We start from the raw sequence: 16,691 nt of genomic DNA on the forward strand, positions 1-16,691 counted from the left end.
CGGAAGATCGTGGTGGGGGTGGGAACCGTGCTGGTCGTCGGCGGTCTCGCCGCGGCCGCACCCGCCAACCTGGCGGCTCAGCCGCCGGATGTGGTGAACACCTCACCGGGCGCTGTCTCGCTGGTCTCGTTCAACACGTGTGACAAGGCGTTGAGCGGTTTGCGGCAGGCCGCGTGGCCGTACATCGGACCGTACGGCTTCGGCGGCCCGACGGCGGTCGCCATGGAAGGCGGCGGCGCCATCGCCGACGCGCCGATGGCCGAGGACGGCGCGGCGCGGGCCGGGGCACCAGCGCCGCAGGCGCCGAAGAGCGCCTCGTCGGCCGAACAACCGGGCGCGACCGACCAGCACTCGTCCACGAACAACCACGAGGTCGGCATCGACGAGCCCGACCTGGTGAAGACCGACGGGAAACGCCTGGTGTCCGCGGTGAACGGGCAGTTCAAGGTGATCGATGTCGCGTCCCACAAGGTGACCGGGACCCTGGACCTGCCGGACATGACCGTCTCGCAGATCCTCCTCGCCGGCGACCGCGCGCTGCTCGTGGCCAACAGGTCACCGCGGTACGTGCCGCTGACTCCCGAGGAGTCCCTGCCGCCTGCTTCGTCCCCGGTGCCAACGACTTCCAGCGTGCCCCGCCCGCCGGGGTCCACAACGTCCAGTCCGCCACCTCCGCCGCTGTCGACTTCCAGCGGGCCACGTCCGCCGGTGAGTTCCCCTGTGCCGAACTCCACCGTGCCGCCGCCGCTCACCAGCTCATTCGAGACCCATCCGCCGTCCAGTGGCGAAACCAAGCCGGCGCCGCCGCTTGTCCCGATCGACCCGCCGATTCCCACGAGTCCCGAGCAGACTCTGGTCCTCGTCGACCTGTCCGGGGCGCCGCGCACCCTGGGCACCTTGGCGATGACCAACGGCGAGTACGTCGACGCCCGCCAGATCGGCTCGGTCGCCCGGGTCGTGTTGAGTTCCCGGCCACGGCTGAACTTCGTCCACCCGAACCGGGCACAGGCCTACAGTTCCGCGTTGGACCAGAACCGGGAGATCGCGGCCCGGTCGACGATCAACGACTGGCTGCCGTACTTCAAGCTGAACACCGGGGACGCGCAGACCGAAGGCACCTTCGTCAGCTGTGACCGGGTCAGCCACGCGCAGGCCTACTCAGGGACGTCGATGCTGACCGTGCTCACCGTCGACCTGACCAAGAACCTGGGAACAGGCGACCCGGTCACCGTCGTCGCCGACGGGAACACCGTCTACGGCACGGACAAGAGCCTCTACGTCGCCGACGACCACCGCAACAGCGTGGCCCCGATGGTGTACAGCGGCGGCAAGGTCAAGGGCACACCGGACATCCCGGTGGCGCCACAGCGGACCCAGATCCACCGCTTCGACATCACCGGCGCCGGGCCACCGCGGTACGCCGGCTCCGGCGAGGTCGACGGCGCGCTGCTGAACCAGTACTCGATGTCCGAGTACCAGGGGAATCTGCGGGTCGCGACCACCGTCAACCAGTTCGCCACGCGAGCGGACGGCCAATCGCAGAGCGTGGTGACAGTGTTGGCACGTAAGGACAACTCGCTCGACGTCGTCGGCAGGATCGACGGCCTTGGCGTCGGCGAGCGGATCTACGCGGTCCGGTTCCTCGACGCGGTCGGCTACGTCGTCACGTTCCGCCAGACGGACCCACTGTACACATTGGATCTTTCGCAGCCGACCCGACCACGCCTGGTCGGCGAACTGAAGATCCCCGGCTACTCCGCCTACCTGCATCCGGTCGGCGACGGCAAGATCCTCGGGGTCGGCGTGGACGGCCCGATGTCCGTCCAGGTGTCCCTGTTCGACGTCGGCAACCCAGCCGCGCCGAACCGCGCCGCCGCGTACCAGATCCAAGGCACCTCGTCCGAGGTCGGCTACGACGCGCACGCGTTCCTGTACTGGCCGGCGCGCAACATGGTCGTCGTCCCGGTCATGGGCCTGTCCCGGGACAAGGCGGCAGGTGGCAGCTACGCCCTGGTGTTGCGGCTGGACAGCGGCAGCATCACCGAGGTCGGCCGCATCACCCACCCGAACGGCATGATCAGGCGCTCGCTGGTGATCGGCGACGAACTGTGGACGGTGTCGGACAGCGGCGTGATGGCGAACGGACTCGGCGATCTGGCGCAGAAAGCCTGGATGCCGTTGCGCTAGACCGCTGCTTGGCTGAAGACAGTGTGCGTCGCAGGTTCGTCGTCGATGGCCGCGGCGGCCAGTAGCATCGCGCCGGCCGTCCAGGTGGTCCGTTCCGCGGGCCAGATGACCTGGTTCGCGAACTGGTAGCCGGTCCAGTAGGAACCGTCGGTGTGGCGCAGGAATGCAATGTCGGCGAGCAGTTGCCGAGCACGGTCCTTGTCGCCGCGCACGGCCAAGGTGAGCGCGAGTTCGGCAGTCTCGCCGCCGGTGACCCAGGGCTGGTCGTGGACACAACGCACGCCCAGATCCGGCACGACGAACGTCTCCCACTTCGACGCGAGCCCGTTCTCGCCGACCACCGAACAGAGAACCGGGTAGTACCAGTCCATCGAATGCGGTTTCGGCGTGAACACCTCGGGCCGGTTGACGATCACGGCACGCAGCCCGTCGGCGGCGGCGACCCACTCCGGCCGGGACCGTCCCAGCCGGGAGGCGATGTCCGTCGCGCAGCGCAACGCGAGATGGATACTCGAGTTGCCGGCCAACAAGCACTCGGATGACCCTGTCCGCCAACGAATCGCGCCGTCGGGCCGGCGCAGCGACAGCACGAACTGCATGGCCGCGTCGATTGTCGGCCACAGGCGTTCCAGGAACGACATGTCAGCGATCAGCGCGTGGTGCAGGACGCCGACTGCCGCGTAGGCCGTGAAGTTGGCGTCTTTGGCGAGCTCTGGATACGAATACCAGGAGCCGTCCGGGTTCTGGCTCTCCGCGAGCCAGAGGTACGCGGCCTCGGCCTCCGCGTGCCGGCCGGCCACATCGAGCCCCATCGCGGCTTCGACATGGTTCCAGGCGTCCAGCGGGCCGTCGTCGTACCAGGGGATCGCTCCATCGGAACGCTGGACGCCGGCGATCCAGGCCGCGGTCACGTCGCTTTCCGTGCGTACACCACGAGACTCTTGCCCAGCACCGGATTCAGCGCTCGGTCGAGCAGCCGGACCAGGCGGGGTGCCGCGATGATCTCCCAGACCAGGAAGTCGTGGTAACGCTTGACAACGGTGTTCTCTTGGCCCAGAAGGCATTGCAGCCACCAGAAAGGGGAATGCAGCGCGTGTGCGTGATGCGTACGCACCGTTCGCAAGCCCGCTCCGCGTAGCCGGCGAAGCAGGTGACTCCGCCGGTAGATCCGGACATGGCCGCCTTCGACCTCGTGATACGCGTCGGAAAGCGCCCAGCAGATCCGTTCCGGCCACCATCGCGGCACGGTCACCGCGATCAGACCGCCCGGTTTCAGGACCCGGACGGCTTCGGCGATCATCGCCCGGTCGTCCAGTACGTGCTCCAGCGTCTCGGCGACGATTACATGCGAGAACGTGTTGTCCGGAAAGGGCAGGAAGGACCCGCTGGCCCGGACGGCGAGCGCGGGGGTGTCCGCCTCGCCCGCTTCGACCAACGCGCTGAACATGTCCCGCACGTCCTTGAGCACCGCCGAGTCGATGTCGACCGCCACCACGTGGGCGCCTCGTTTGTGCGCCTCGAAGGCGTGTCGTCCGGCACCGCAGCCGAGATCGAGCACCCGGTCGCCCGCGCCGACCGGAAACCGACCGAAATGGACGGTCAACAAGGTCGCACGCTCCTGACGACTTCCTCGTAACACGCGGCGGTCCGCTCGGCGGTCCGCCGCCAGCTCAGCCTTGCCGCTCGGGCGGTTCCCGCTTCGCCGAGCCGTTTCCGCCTGACCGGATCGGCGAGGAGATCACGCAGCGCCCGCGCCAGCGCCTCCGGAGAGCCCGGTGGGACAATGACTCCGGCGTCGCCGACGACTTCGGGAAGCGCGCCGCCGGACGTGGCGACGACAGGGACCCCGCAGGCCATCGCCTCGATCGCGGGCAACGAGAATCCCTCGAACAACGACGGCACACAGACGATCTCGGCGCCGCAGATCAGGTCCGCGTACTCGTCGTCTGTCAGGCCGCTGACGAACGTGACACCAGGAACCGGCTTCGGCTTCCCGATGACGACAAGTTCGCAGTGCACGTCCTTGACCGCGGCCAGCAAATGCCGCAGCCCCTTGATCGGCTCGTCCGCGCTCGCCACACACACGACCCGGCCGGGCACGCGCGGCACACGGTCAGGCGTGAACATCCGGGTGTCCGCGCTCAACGGCACGACCCGAATCCGGGAACCGGGCACACCCATCCGCGAAGTGATGGCCGACTTGGCCGCTTCGGAAACAGTGAGCAGCATGGGCAGCCGCCGGGCGACCCGGTGCTGCATGCGCGTGAACGCGTACCAACGCCGTGTCCCGGCGGACGGCGGCTTCATGTCCCGATCGATGACGACCGGGTGATGGACGGTCGCGATCACCGGTGTTCGCAGGCCGAGCAGGCCGTATCCGAGGCTCTGGTTGTCGTGCACGATGTCGAACCGGTGCGTGGCCAGGTATCGCCGGACGCGCAGGCTGAACGTCAGCGGTTCCGGGAAACCGCCGCGCCGCATGGTCACGAACTCGATCCAGTCCGGAATCCGGCGCAGCTCGGCCAGCTTGGGCGTGCGAAACGGGTTCGGCTCGGCGTACAGGTCGAGACTCGGTGTTCTGACCAAGGGAACACCGGGGTCGAGAACCGGATAAGGCGGCCCGGCGATCACTTCGACATAATGGCCGAGCGCGGTCAGCTCCCGGCTCAAGTGTCTGATGTAGACACCTTGCCCGCCGCAGTGCGCCTTGCCGCGGTACGACAGGAGTGCGACCCGCAGGCTCACCGCTCACCTGCCGAGCGCCCGCCCGATCTTGACCGTCTCCGGATGGTTCTCGCCGCGGACCGCGACCGAACGTTCGTACAACGACGCCAACTTGTCCGCCTCGCCGTCGGCGAGGACGAAAAGAATGTCCAAAGCCCAGGGGTCGTCATACTTCAGCTCCTCGACTCGCTGGTGGAGCAGCCGAACCTGCTCGAAAAACAACGGGGGGGGGGCTTCTTGACGCCGGGTCCAGAAAACGAAGTTCAGTCGCGCGTTGGTGGTGACCTCATGCCGGGAACCGAGCGTTTCCTCGGCGTCCGGCAGCATTTCCAGGGAGAGCCGGGCGGATTCGTCGCCGTTGCCCAGCTTGCCCGTCAGTACCGCTCGCATGTGCCTGGCATGCAACGTCTCTGGGTGCCGGGTGGACAGCGCGGCGGTCGCGTCGGCGACAAGGGGTTCCAGTACATCCCTGGACTCCTCGTACCGCTCCAGTTCGAAGAGCAGATATCCGATGTTGTTGCGAATACTGAAGATTTCCTCGTGGCCCGGGGCGAGTTCGGCCAGGGCGATCGGCAGGAGCTTCTGGAACAGCGCCAGGGCCTCGGTGCGGTTCCCGAGCTTGCCCAGTGCGGTGGCGTATCGTGCGCGGGCGATGATCGCGGGTTCGCTGCGGGCGCCTTCCGCGAACGCCACACGTTCGCTCCATTCCAGCCAGGTCGCGCACTGCTCGGCCGGGATGACCGAGCCACGCGCCCACAGGCTGGCCAGCGCTTCGAGCTGGCGACCGGCCCGCCAGAGATGGGCGGGCTCGGTCTGGTCGGCGTAGACCTGTTCGGGGCCACCGGAATCCCGTTGGTCAATCGGCGCCAGCGAGGCCAACACCCGGGCGATGGCGTCATGTGCGGCACGGTCGGAGAAGGTGGCCTCGGGGAGGTAGGTGACAAGTTCCGCCGCTGTGCCCGGGTCGCCGCGGTCGACCTTTTCGCGGTGTGCCACCAGTTCGTCGTGCACGTCCGGGATCGTCGACAGTCCGCCGAGCAATGAGCTGGCGGCGACAAGGACGCCGATCGGAATGGCGCCGCCGGCCGCGGCGAGCACCGCCCAGACCGGATCCTCGACCTCGGGTCCTGTGGACCGCGCCTCGACACCGGGGCCATCGGCGCCGAAGACCCCGTCCGGTAGTGGGGGTCCGCTGGCGACGGCGACCGCGTCCGGCGGCGCGGTTTCGCAGGAGATGACGAGCTGAACCGAGGGAAGCAGCGATTCGAGGTGTGCCAGGACCCGGGTTCGCAGCGGTTGCGGGAGGCCGTCCACGCCGTCCACGGCGATCCGGATCGCCTCGGACACCGATCGAAGCGGGCCGGAAACGTGCCGTTCGAACGCGTCGGCCGCCTGCCATGCGTTGTCGTCCATGGACTTGCGCAGCGAGGCGTGGGCGGCGGCGAATCCCGGCACGTTCTTGTCCAGTTGCCGGGCGAGTTCCGCCGCGATCCCCTCGGCGGTGTCCGTCGCGGCCAGCATCAGCAGGCCGTGCAGCATCTTCGGCGGAATCGTCTCGGGCGCCACCGCCGGCCGGGCGAGCGCCGCGACCAGTTCGGACCGCTGCGGGCCGACAACGGCCAGATATCCCGTTCCCATCAAGAGCTTGCCGACGACCTCAGCCAACGCTGGTGACGGGGTGAACCGGCGGGCCAGCCGTTCGATGGCGGCGGACGCCGGATTGCCGGCCGCGACCGAGTCGATCCACATCGGCGAGTTGTTCACCGCCAGCCAGAGTCCCTCATCACCGGCGGCGATCTGGCGACGTCCGTCAAAGGCCAGGTGGACCGCGGTCTGCGCCGGACACAGGCCGGCGAGCACGGTCTTCATGTCCGGGCACCGCAGCCGCTCACCCAGACGGTCGTGCCCGGAGCGCAGCACGCGCGCGAGTTGCCGGCTGAAGCAGCCGTTCGCGGCGACCCGGTCGTCCGACGCGGTCAGCACCTCGAACCGGCGGCCGGCCTGGCCGACGATGTGCACCCACCGGGCGGCCGCCTGTTCCGCCGCGATCCCGGCGTGGCACGTGTCCAGCAGCAACACCAGGCCGTCGACCGACGAGTAGAGCCCCAGGAGCTCGCGGATCCGTTGCGCGAGCAGGAAGGCGGTCCGGCTGGACGGCGGCAGCGCGGTGTCGCGGACCAGGTAGTAGAAGTCGTCCGAGACGTAGTCGCCATGCCCGACCAGCGCGATGATCAACGTGGCCTCGTCCGCCGAGGCACGTTCGAAGGCCGCGGTGACGGCGTCGTCGACCTCGGTGATCGTCGGGTCGACGAGGAGGCCGTCACCGACCGCGGGCACACATCCGCCGACCGCGGGATCGAGCAGGCTGGCAGCCATGTCCTGGGCCGCCGACGGCAAGAACGACAGTTGGTTCAGCTCCGCGCACTGCGAAGCGATGACCAGCAGCCGGCGTTCTCCCACGCGGGACACAGTAGCCCGGCGGGGAATACGCTGCGTCGCATGGCGGAGGTCGTGCTCGTCCACGGGATCGCGCAGGAACAGAAGTCAGCCGACGGGCTTGAGGCCGCGTGGCTGCCGAGCCTGGCCGGCGGGGTGCGGACCGCGGGCCACCCGTCGGTCGCGGACCGGCTGTGGCGGTCCGGCCAGCCAGGGGACGCGCGGATGGCCTTCTACGGCGACCTCTTCCTGCCCACGGACCAGCAGGGCACCAGCGACGACCTGCCCGCACCCGAGCTCGCCGAGGCGATCGCGATGGCGTGGCTGACGCGTGCCGCCGAGGACGCCACGGACGAGTCGGACCGGCAGGCCGCCCGTCGGGAAATCGATTACTTGACGCAGCGCGGCGAGACACAGGGTGCACGGGCCGCGCTCCGACCGGTCATCAACAGCCTGACCAGGCTGCGGCCGTTCGCCCGGCTGGGGGTGGCCCTCGCGGGACGGGTCGTGGTGAAGTCGTTGGCCCAGGTGACGCGGTATCTCACCGACGAGGAGACCCGTGCGCGGATCCAGCGGCGCGTCCTCGACCTGGTCGACGAGAACACCAAGGTGATCGTGGCCCACTCACTCGGGTCGGTCGTCGCGTACGAGGTCGCCCACCAACTGGGCCATCCACTGCCGCTCCTGGTGACCATGGGCTCGCCCCTCGGCCTGCGGGCGGTCGTCTACGAACGACTGCGACCGCAGCCCCCGATGGTGCCGAAGTCGGTCCTGAGCTGGGTGAACATCGCCGACCGGGACGATCTCGTCGCGGCCCGGCCGGACCTGACCCCACTGTTCGCCGACCCGGCCGGCGTCCTGGCAGGCGGCTACACCGTGGACAACGGCGCCAAGCCCCACGACGCCACCTTCTACCTGGCCAAACGCCAGATCGGCGAGCCGGTGGGCCGCGCGCTGTCCTGATGCTTGGCCGCGCCGGTCATTTACGCCGCGCAACACGCCCGACATCGCCCCAAGCACAGCGGCGGCCAGCTCAGAGCGAAGATGTCGGTGGCGTGGGGCGCGGTGGAAATGGCCGGCTGAAGGCGGCCAAGCCGTCCGAGCGAAGCGAGGACCATCGATACTGTCGGTGGTGCCCGCTACCTTGCCGTTATGTCGAAGCGAGTGCCGTTCACCGGCGACGAGAAGGAAAGTCTGCAGGCGAGCCTGGATCGCCACCGGGACGTCGTGCTGTGGAAGCTCGAAGGGCTGGACGACGAGCAGCTGCGCAGACGGATGACACCCAGCGGGACGAGTCTGCTCGGCCTGGTCAAGCACCTGGCGTACGTGGAGTCCGGCTGGTTCCTGGAGACGTTCGGGCGGCCGCCCGTGAAGGTCGTCCAGGATCCCGACGATCCCGAGGAGGACCTGCGGATCGAGCCGCACGAGTCCACCGAGGACGTGCTGGGCTACTACCGGCGGGCGCGGGCCGCGGCGGACCAGGTGATCGCCGAGGTCGAGGTGACGGACGAGGGCACTGCCTGGTTCGGTGACGCTGTGTCGATGCGCTGGGTGTTGATCCACATGATCGAGGAGACCGCCCGGCACGCCGGGCACATGGACATCCTGCGGGAGCTCATCGACGGCGCCGCGGGCGATCATCCGGAATGACCGGGATTGTCCGATCCGGACTGAAAGGACCCATGATGGGAGCACTCGAACACTGGACTGCACCGGCAGTGACCGTGTGTACTCGGTGTGCGGTACGGCGATCTGGGGGTGCGCCGTACCGCGCCAGCTGACCCAGCGCGGGCCGGGGACGACTATGGACACCGTGACGAACGAACCAGATCCGCGGCGATGGCGTGCGCTGGCCGTCACGTTGGGCGCGGGCTTCATGAGCCTGCTCGACGTGAGCATCGTCAACGTGGCCCTGCCGTCCATGCAGTCCGGGCTGCGCGCGTCGGCGGGCGCGGTCCAGTGGGTCGTGTCGGGGTACGCGTTGGCGTACGGGTTGACGCTCGTCGCTGGTGGGCGGCTGGGGGACGCGCTCGGCCGTCGCCGGATCTTCATGTTCGCCCTCGCCGGCTTCGTGCTGATGAGCGCGCTCGCGGGCGCCGCGTCGTCGATGGCGTGGCTGGTCGTCGCGCGGCTGCTGCAGGGCGCGTCCGCCGGTCTGCTGACCCCGCAGAGCTCCGGACTGATCCAGACCATGTTCCAGGGCGCGGAACGTGGCCGGGCGTTCGGGCTGCTCGGCGCGACCATCGGGTTCTCCACGGCGGTCGGCCCGGTCCTGGGTGGCCTGATCATCGCCCTGTTCGGCACGGACACCGGCTGGCGGTGGGTGTTCTACGTGAACGTCCCGATCGGCGTGGTCGCGCTGATCTTCGCCGCGCGGCTGCTGCCCGGTGAGGAGCGGCGCAAGATCCGGATCCGCACCGAGATCGACTTCCTCGGCGCGGCCCTGCTCGGCTTGGCCGTGGTGTGTGTGCTGTTCCCGGTGGTGCAGGTGGAGAGCGGCAACTTCGGCACGTGGTGGTGGCTCCTGCCGGTCGCGGTCGCCCTGGGGTACCTGTTCGTCCGGTGGGAACACCGGACTGTCCGGCAGGGCCGCGCGCCGCTGCTGGACGTTCGCCTGTTCACGAACACGGCCGGCTTCTCGTCCGGCGCGACCATCGGCATGGTGTACTTCTGCGGCTTCGCCGGGCTGTTCGTGGTGATGGCCATGTTCTTCCAGACCGGACTGCACTACACCGCGCTGGAATCCGGCTTCGCCGTGACGTCGTTCGCGTTGGGATCGGCGGTGTCGTCGGCGATCGCCGGCCGGCTGGTGTCCCGGTGGGGCCGACGGCTCACGGTCGGCGCGCTGGGTCTGGTGATCCTGGGCTTCGCTCTGTCGGGTGTGGCCGGTCTGCTGGCGCCCGGCCGCAGCGCCGGCCTGTGGATGGCGGTTCCGTTGCTGCTGGCCGGAATCGGCGGCGGCGCGGTGATCTCCCCGAACATCACGTTGACCCTGGAGAACGTGCCCACCCGGATGGCCGGCGCGGCGGGTGGCGCCCTGCAGACCGGGCAACGCGTCGGAACCGCGGTGGGGGCGGCACTTCTGGTCGCGGCATTCCACAGTGGCGCGGATTCCGGTGACTACCAGGCCGGGCTGGCGATCGCGATGGGCGCCGCGGTGGTGATCATTTCGATCGCCCTCGCGCTGGCCATTCGGGAGTTTCGCGGGCGTCGCCGCTGTTCCGTCGACGAAAATTTGTCCCAGCGCTCTGTGATATCCAGTCAATAACTATTACGCTCCATCCGTTCGACCCTGCCGAACGAGGAGAGCAACAGGATGCGGCTTTCACTGCTGCGCGGCATGATCACGTTCGCGGTCGCCGCCGTCGGGGTTTTCCTGGCCGACGCCACCGCGCAGGCGACGACCGAGAACGACCCGGTCGCCCACGGCACGGTCACCGTCCAGGTCGCGAAACTGACCCACGCCCAAGCCACCGCCCGGTTACGCGCGGCCGGCATCACCTGGTCGTCCAGTGGCAACTGCAGCGACCGCGACAACGCGACCTGCACGTCGTTCGACCAGGTCAACCTGACGACCATCCAGGGCGCGGAAACCCTCAAGCGCGCCAGCGGATGCGCGTTGAACATCACCGGCGGCACCGAGACCGGCCACGCGAGCGGCACGTACAGCCACTGGAACGGGTACAAGCTGGACTTCGGCAAGTCCACCTGCCTGACCAACTACATCCACAACACCTTCACGTCCATCGGCGGCGGCAAATGGCAGTCCGGCGCGGGCAACATCTACTTTGACGAATCGAGCCACTGGGACGTGACCTTCTACAACTGCGGCGGCTGTTAACCCGCACGCTGCTCCATGTGGGTGGCGACTGGACCGGCACCAGTACGGAATGATGGATTCAGTGGGCACCCTGCTGATCTGCTATTCAGTGTCCCGGGTGGGGGTCGCGAGTCCCGGCGCGAGCCTGGCTCGCATGATCACTTCGTTGGGCCGCTGGTGGCACCCGGCGGAGAACGTCTGGCTGGTGTCCACCGGCTATCACCTCGACGAGGTACGGGACATTCTCGCGGCCCAGCTCGAACTCGGTGACCAGCTTCTGGTGCTGGACATCGAGGGGCAGCCGTGGGCGGCGTCCGGTGTGTACCCGGAGGCCGAGGAATGGATGCGGGAACACGTCTCGTGTCCGCCTCATCACTCCGGGTGAATTTTGTATTCGGTGGATACTTTCGCGCCTCTATTACGTCAGAGCGGTGTCGATCCGAGCCGGCCTGGTTCGACGTGTTGGTAGAGAGCGGGAGGAGACCCACGATGAACACCATCAGCATCAGCTACCGGGACCGAGCCGTCCTGCGCGCCGTGGCCGCGGGTCGATGCGAGCTCGCGGGCGAGTGCCTGCGCGTCGACGGCATCGGGTGCTGCGACCAGTTCGCCGGGCTGCGCCTGACCCAGGCCGGCCTGATCGCCGCGGCCGACGGCCCGGCCAGACTCACGCCGACCGGGGAGGCACTGCTGGAGGCGGCGTGAGGTGCCGGGCCCCGTGCCGCGGGGCTAATTGTTAACAAACTTTCCTAATAAACCTTGACGGGAGTGCACGCGGGGCGTCAGGCTGTAGTCCAGCCGCCACAGGATCCCCCGAAGTGACTTCCGGAGGCATCATGAGACGGCGTGCGCTCGGCGCGGTCGTGACCCTCGTCCTTGTCCTGATGTCCGCGTTCGCCAACGCACCGGCGAACGCCGAGACCACTCAGCCGACGTTCCTCACGTTCTACGGCTGGTGGGACAACACGCCGCCCGGCGGCGACATCTCGTATCCCCAGATCCACTCCACCGCGGGTGGCACGGGCACGTTCGCGGACCCGATCACGTTCGCCACCGCCACCGCCGAGCTGAAGGCCGGCACCAAGGTGTGGGTTCCCCGGGTGCGCAAGTACTTCATCATGGAGGACGGCTGCGACGAGTGCGGTCAGGACTGGAGCGGCCACGGCCCCAACGGCGGTCCAGGCTTGCGGCACATCGACCTGTGGCTCGGCGGCAAAGGCGGCAGCGCCATGGACGCCATCGACTGCGAGGACGCGCTGACCCACTACAACGACAACGGCACGCCGGTGATGGAGCCGGTCGTGGTGGACCCGCCGTCGAACGAGAACTACGACCCCGCACCGATCTTCAACACCAGCACAGGCGAGTGCTATGGCGGCGCGCAGCCGAACAAGACCGTCGGCTCGTACAAGAACGTGTCCACAGGCATGTGCATGGAGGACCCGAACAACAGCTCGACCTCCGGTACCCAGATGAAGACGGCGCCGTGCACGGGCTCGGCCGCCCAGGAGTTCACGTTCCACGGCGCGTTCTTCGTGAAGAACAACCTGTGCCTCGGCATGTCCAGCAGCAAGATCGTGTTGCAGACGTGCACGGCCGGGCCGAACCAGCAGTGGTCGGTGAACCCGAGCAACAAGACCATCTCGGACATCCAGACGTCCAAGAAGTGCTTCCGCGAGGCGAGCGGCGCGGTGACGGCCGGCAGCTGCTCCGGCGCGGCGAGCCAGTGGGACTTCACCGCTTCCGGCGGTACCAACGACTTCACGGTCGGCGTCAGCCCGGCGTCGGGGTCGATCACCGGCGGCGGTTCGGTGACGTCCACTGTGAACACGACCGGTGCCGGGTCGATCGCGTTGTCCGCGTCGAACGTGCCTGCGGGCGCGACCGTGACCTTCAGTCCCGCGACGGTGACCGCGGGCGGCACGTCCACCCTGAAGGTGGCCACCACCGCTGACGCCCCAGCCGGAACGTTCCCGATCACGGTGACCGGAACGTCCGCCGGGATCTCGCACACGGCCACGTACACCTTGACGGTCGGCGGATCCGGTCCGGGGGAGCCGGTGCTGCTGTCGCAGGGGCAGCCGGCGACCGCGTCATCGACGGAGTCCTCGACCTACTCGGCCGCGAAGGCGTTCGACGGCGACCTCACGAAGACCCGTTGGGCCAGCAAGGAAGGCGCCGATCCGCAGTGGGTGCGGATCGACCTCGGCGGCACCGCCACGGTCAGCCACGTGAAGCTGACCTGGGAGGCCGCGTACGGCAAGTCGTACACGATCCAGACGTCCCCGGACGGCTCGACGTGGACCACGATCTACTCGACCACCACCGGAAACGGGGGCACGGACGACCTGACCGGTCTCACCGGCACCGGCAGGTACGTCCGGATGAACGGGACTGTTCGCGGCACCTCGTACGGGTACTCGCTGTACGAGATGCAGGTGTACGGAACCCGTTAGGCCGCGCCCAAGGCGGCTGCGACGGCGGTCCGCACCTCTCCTTCCGAGGGTGCGGGCCGCCCCATTTCGGCGAGCGACGTCATGGCCACGTCAGGCAGGCCGCACGCGGTGAACGCGGCGAACACACTCAGGTCCGGGTCGATGTTCAACGCGAACCCGTGGCTGGTGACACCGCGCCGGATGCGCATCCCGATGGACACCAGCTTGCGGTGCTCCGGAGTCCACACCCCCACCAGGCTCTGCGACCGCGGCGGGGTGTCCCGGCGGATCGTCTTGAACCCCAACGAGTCCAGCGCCTCGATGAGCCCGTCCTCCAGCCACCGGACGACATCGCCGGGCCCGCGCTCGCGCAGGTTCATCACCAGGTAGCCGATCAGCTGGCCGGGCCCGTGGTACGTGGCCTGCCCGCCGCGATCCACCGGCACGAGGGGAATCTTGCCGTGCCGCGGCAGCTCGGCCGGTGGGGTGCGCGCGCCGTACGTGATGACCGGCGGGTGGGTGAGCAGGACCAGCCGGTCCCCGATCAGCCCCTCCTGGCGTTGCCGCACCCATTCGGCCATGTCCGCGATGGCTTTGGCGTACGGAACCGCACCCAGGTCGATCCGCTGCATGACTCCACTACTACCACGGCACAACGGCGCCGTCGTCGGTGAAGAACCCGCCGGTCGGGCCGTCCGGCGGCAGGGTCGCCAGGTGGACGGACACCGCCGCGCCCTGCGCCGCCGTACGGAAACCGCTGTGGTTGTTGAGATCCGTGGCGCAGTAGCCGGGGTCGGCCGCGTTGACCAGGACGCCGTCCTTGCGGAGTTCCCTGGTGTACTGGACGGTCAGCGAGTTCACCGCGGTCTTGGTGGGGACGTACGCGAGGCCGCCGGGCATGGCCGCCATCGGGCTGTCCGGGTCGCTCATCTTGGCGAGCGAACCGACGCCGCTGGACACGTTGACGATCCGTGGAGCCGTGGACTTCAGCAGCAGCGGCAGCATCGCCTGGGTGACGTGGATGATGCCGAAGTAGTTGGTGTCGAACACGGCCCGGATCGTGGCCAGGTCGGCGTTCCGGATCAGTCCGGACTCGCCGCCGGTGATGCCGGCGTTGTTGACGAGCACGTCCAGCCGGCCGAACCGCTCGCCGACGACGGCCGCCGCGGCCTGGGCGCTCGCCGGGTCGGTGACGTCGAGCCGGACGAAGTCGACGCCCAGGGACTTGGCGGCCTCGGTGCCGCGCTCCGGGTCACGGGCCGCGAGCAGCACCGTCATGCCCAGGTCGCGCAGCTGCTTGACGGTCTCGTACCCGAGTCCTTTGTTCGCCCCGGTCACCAGGGCAACTGTCTCACTCATGAGGTTGACTCCAGCACCGGCTGACCAGGAACACCATGACCGGCTTGATCCGGAGCGATACCCTCAAGGTATGGATTCGCGGGAGCTCGGATATTTCGTGGCGGTCGCCGAGGAGCTGCACTTCGGCCGCGCCGCCGAACGGCTCGGCATCGCCCAGCCGCCGCTGTCCCGGGCGATCAAGCAGCTGGAACACCGGCTGGGGGTCGCGTTGTTCGAACGCACCAGCCGCAAGGTGGTCCTCACCGCCGCGGGCGAGGTGCTGTTCCACGAGGGACGGAAGGCGTTGGACGCCCTGTCCGCCGCGACCCTGCGAACCCAGCGAGCCGGCGAGCCCCGACCCCGGCTGGTCCTGGTGATGAAGCCCGCCGGGGACTCCGCGCTGCTCGACTCGATCCTCGCGGCGTACGCGGAGGACGCCGACTCGATCCCGGTCGAGCTGTCGGTCTGTGGGATCGGCGAACAGTCCGGGATCCTGCGCGACGGCCGCGCCGACGTGGCGTTGCTGCACGCGCCGTACGACGATATGTCCGGTTTCGACACCGAGGAGTTGCACTCCGAGGACTCGGTGGCGGTGTTGCCGCGTGGCCATCGGCTGGCGGACTGTGACCACCTGATCATGGCGGACATGGCGGGGGAGACGTTCCCACGCTGGCCGGGGAAGCCGGGATCCGGGCCATTGGTGCGGGACAGCGCGCAGTTGCTGTTGCTGGTCGCGTTGGGACGGACCATCGCGGTGCTGCCGGAGTCGGTCCGGGCCCATTTGCGGGACGACCTGGTCACCGTCCCCGTGCTGGACGGGCCCGTCACCACGACGGTCGTGGCATGGCCGGAGCGTTCCCGGTCGCGTGCGGTGGCCGCGTTCGTCCGTGCCGCGACTCGAAGTGTCGATCTGGCGGGCCGTGGTTCGTACATAGAGCATGAACGCTATGAAGACGCTGCTCACGGGACTTGGACTGGTTGAGTCGCCGCGCTGGCGCGACGGCCTGCTGTGGTTCGCCGACTGGTCAGCCGGTGAAGTTATCACGGTCGACCTGGACGGCAACCACGAGGTCGTCGCCCGGGTCGACTCGTTGCCGCTGTGCATCGACTGGCTCCCGGACGGTCATCTGCTGATCGTCGACTCGCCGAACGGCCGGCTGCTGCGCCGGGACCAGGACGGCACTCTGGTCACCCGTGCTGACCTGGGCAAACCAGGCTGGAACGATATCGTCGTGGACGGGCGCGGCAACGCGTACGTGAACTGCGCCGGCTTCAACCCGATGGCCGGCGAGGAGTTCAAACCCGGCGGGGTGTACCTCGCGAACCCGGACGGTTGTCGGCAGGTGGCCGACGACATCGCGTTTCCCAACGGCATGGCAGTGGTCGACGACGTGCTGATCGTGGCCGACTCGTACGGGCACGCCCTGGTGGCGTTCGACATTCAGCCGAACGGGGATCTCGCGAACCGCCGAATCTGGGCCGACCTGGGCTCCGACGTCCCGGACGGCATCTGCGTGGACCGCTCGGGCGCCGTCTGGTACGCCGACGTTCCGCACAAGCGGTGTGTTCGGGTCGCTTCTGGCGGCAAGGTGCTGGATACCGTCGACGTGGACCGGGGCGCGTTCGCGTGTGCCCTGAACGGGTCGACGTTGTTCGTCGTGGCCGCCGAGTGGCAGGGGATGACCGAGAAGGAGCTGGTCCGCCCTGGTAGTGGGCAGGTGATCGCGGTCGACCTCGATACGGCATAGTGG

General features: G+C 68.6%; 16 protein-coding genes. 10 read left to right on the forward strand and 6 right to left on the reverse strand.

The window, feature by feature from the left end:
- The first annotated feature begins 18 nt into the window (after nt 1-18).
- Nucleotides 19-2,187, forward strand: coding sequence for a beta-propeller domain-containing protein (locus EV192_RS40865; RefSeq protein ID WP_132124098.1), 2,169 nt, complete (start codon nt 19-21; stop codon nt 2,185-2,187).
- Here the strand turns inward: EV192_RS40865 and EV192_RS40870 are convergent.
- The 4 genes from EV192_RS40870 to EV192_RS40885 are packed head-to-tail and all read right to left on the reverse strand — an operon-like array spanning nt 2,184 to nt 7,371.
- Nucleotides 2,184-3,098: a prenyltransferase/squalene oxidase repeat-containing protein gene (locus EV192_RS40870; RefSeq protein ID WP_132124099.1), complete on the reverse strand. Its 915-nt coding sequence runs from the start codon at nt 3,096-3,098 to the stop codon at nt 2,184-2,186. The genes EV192_RS40865 and EV192_RS40870 overlap by 4 nt on opposite strands.
- Complete coding sequence (locus EV192_RS40875; RefSeq protein WP_243727385.1) at nt 3,095-3,790, reverse strand: class I SAM-dependent methyltransferase; 696 nt, start codon at nt 3,788-3,790, stop codon at nt 3,095-3,097. The genes EV192_RS40870 and EV192_RS40875 overlap by 4 nt, the downstream gene beginning before the upstream one ends.
- Complete coding sequence (locus EV192_RS40880; protein WP_132124101.1) at nt 3,787-4,932, reverse strand: glycosyltransferase family 4 protein; 1,146 nt, start codon at nt 4,930-4,932, stop codon at nt 3,787-3,789. Before EV192_RS40880 ends, EV192_RS40875 begins: the two co-directional genes overlap by 4 nt.
- A 3-nt stretch (nt 4,933-4,935) precedes the next feature.
- Complete coding sequence (locus EV192_RS40885) at nt 4,936-7,371, reverse strand: tetratricopeptide repeat protein (protein ID WP_132124102.1); 2,436 nt, start codon at nt 7,369-7,371, stop codon at nt 4,936-4,938.
- 39 nt (nt 7,372-7,410) lie between these two features.
- Here EV192_RS40885 and EV192_RS40890 point away from each other — a divergent pair, with 39 nt between their 5' ends.
- The 7 genes from EV192_RS40890 (at nt 7,411) to EV192_RS57220 (ending at nt 13,623) form a co-directional block, all read left to right on the forward strand.
- Complete coding sequence (locus tag EV192_RS40890) at nt 7,411-8,310, forward strand: hypothetical protein (RefSeq protein WP_132124103.1); 900 nt, start codon at nt 7,411-7,413, stop codon at nt 8,308-8,310.
- Nucleotides 8,311-8,499: 189 nt separating this feature from the next.
- A complete protein-coding gene (locus EV192_RS40895) occupies nt 8,500-8,997 on the forward strand; it encodes a DinB family protein (RefSeq protein ID WP_132124104.1) in 498 nt (165 codons plus the stop codon).
- Nucleotides 8,998-9,151: 154 nt separating this feature from the next.
- Nucleotides 9,152-10,615: an MFS transporter gene (locus EV192_RS40900; protein ID WP_132124105.1), complete on the forward strand. Its 1,464-nt coding sequence runs from the start codon at nt 9,152-9,154 to the stop codon at nt 10,613-10,615.
- A 48-nt stretch (nt 10,616-10,663) separates the two neighbouring features.
- A complete protein-coding gene (locus EV192_RS40905; RefSeq protein ID WP_243727386.1) occupies nt 10,664-11,188 on the forward strand; it encodes a hypothetical protein in 525 nt (174 codons plus the stop codon).
- Nucleotides 11,189-11,321: 133 nt separating this feature from the next.
- The gene (locus tag EV192_RS40910) at nt 11,322-11,552 is read left to right on the forward strand and encodes a hypothetical protein (RefSeq protein ID WP_132124106.1); all 231 of its coding nucleotides are present in this window, start codon (nt 11,322-11,324) and stop codon (nt 11,550-11,552) included.
- Nucleotides 11,553-11,656: 104 nt separating this feature from the next.
- A complete protein-coding gene (locus tag EV192_RS40915) occupies nt 11,657-11,872 on the forward strand; it encodes a hypothetical protein (protein ID WP_132124107.1) in 216 nt (71 codons plus the stop codon).
- Nucleotides 11,873-12,003: 131 nt separating this feature from the next.
- Nucleotides 12,004-13,623 carry a discoidin domain-containing protein gene (locus EV192_RS57220; RefSeq protein WP_132124108.1) on the forward strand — a complete coding sequence of 540 codons (1,620 nt, stop codon included), beginning with the start codon at nt 12,004-12,006 and terminating at the stop codon, nt 13,621-13,623.
- On the opposite strand, the gene lipB is transcribed toward EV192_RS57220, so the two are convergent.
- A complete protein-coding gene (lipB, locus tag EV192_RS40925; RefSeq protein WP_132124109.1) occupies nt 13,620-14,234 on the reverse strand; it encodes a lipoyl(octanoyl) transferase LipB in 615 nt (204 codons plus the stop codon). The genes EV192_RS57220 and lipB overlap by 4 nt on opposite strands.
- 10 nt (nt 14,235-14,244) lie before the next feature.
- A complete protein-coding gene (locus tag EV192_RS40930; protein ID WP_132124110.1) occupies nt 14,245-14,961 on the reverse strand; it encodes an SDR family oxidoreductase in 717 nt (238 codons plus the stop codon).
- 70 nt (nt 14,962-15,031) lie between these two features.
- Here EV192_RS40930 and EV192_RS40935 point away from each other — a divergent pair, with 70 nt between their 5' ends.
- Nucleotides 15,032-15,922, forward strand: coding sequence for a LysR family transcriptional regulator (locus EV192_RS40935; protein WP_132124111.1), 891 nt, complete (start codon nt 15,032-15,034; stop codon nt 15,920-15,922).
- On the forward strand, nt 15,888-16,688 hold the full coding sequence (locus tag EV192_RS40940; RefSeq protein WP_207926592.1) for an SMP-30/gluconolactonase/LRE family protein: 801 nt from the start codon (nt 15,888-15,890) through the stop codon (nt 16,686-16,688). The genes EV192_RS40935 and EV192_RS40940 overlap by 35 nt, the downstream gene beginning before the upstream one ends.
- The last annotated feature ends 3 nt before the right edge of the window (nt 16,689-16,691 follow it).

The sequence above is a fragment of the Actinocrispum wychmicini genome, from assembly GCF_004345645.1.
Classification (GTDB): domain Bacteria; phylum Actinomycetota; class Actinomycetes; order Mycobacteriales; family Pseudonocardiaceae; genus Kibdelosporangium; species Kibdelosporangium wychmicini.

Bases quoted from the DNA above. Each gene is read 5' to 3' on its own strand.
- EV192_RS40895 (WP_132124104.1), top strand. From the start codon at position 8,500: ATGTCGAAGCGAGTGCCGTTCACCGGCGACGAGAAGGAAAGTCTGCAG.
- EV192_RS40890 (WP_132124103.1), top strand. From the start codon at position 7,411: ATGGCGGAGGTCGTGCTCGTCCACGGGATCGCGCAGGAACAGAAGTCA.
- EV192_RS40915 (WP_132124107.1), top strand. From the start codon at position 11,657: ATGAACACCATCAGCATCAGCTACCGGGACCGAGCCGTCCTGCGCGCC.
- EV192_RS40900 (WP_132124105.1), top strand. From the start codon at position 9,152: ATGGACACCGTGACGAACGAACCAGATCCGCGGCGATGGCGTGCGCTG.
- EV192_RS40935 (WP_132124111.1), top strand. From the start codon at position 15,032: ATGGATTCGCGGGAGCTCGGATATTTCGTGGCGGTCGCCGAGGAGCTG.
- lipB (WP_132124109.1), bottom strand. From the start codon at position 14,234: ATGCAGCGGATCGACCTGGGTGCGGTTCCGTACGCCAAAGCCATCGCG.
- EV192_RS40905 (WP_243727386.1), top strand. From the start codon at position 10,664: ATGCGGCTTTCACTGCTGCGCGGCATGATCACGTTCGCGGTCGCCGCC.
- EV192_RS40910 (WP_132124106.1), top strand. From the start codon at position 11,322: ATGATCACTTCGTTGGGCCGCTGGTGGCACCCGGCGGAGAACGTCTGG.
- EV192_RS40940 (WP_207926592.1), top strand. From the start codon at position 15,888: ATGAAGACGCTGCTCACGGGACTTGGACTGGTTGAGTCGCCGCGCTGG.
- EV192_RS57220 (WP_132124108.1), top strand. From the start codon at position 12,004: ATGAGACGGCGTGCGCTCGGCGCGGTCGTGACCCTCGTCCTTGTCCTG.
- EV192_RS40930 (WP_132124110.1), bottom strand. From the start codon at position 14,961: ATGAGTGAGACAGTTGCCCTGGTGACCGGGGCGAACAAAGGACTCGGG.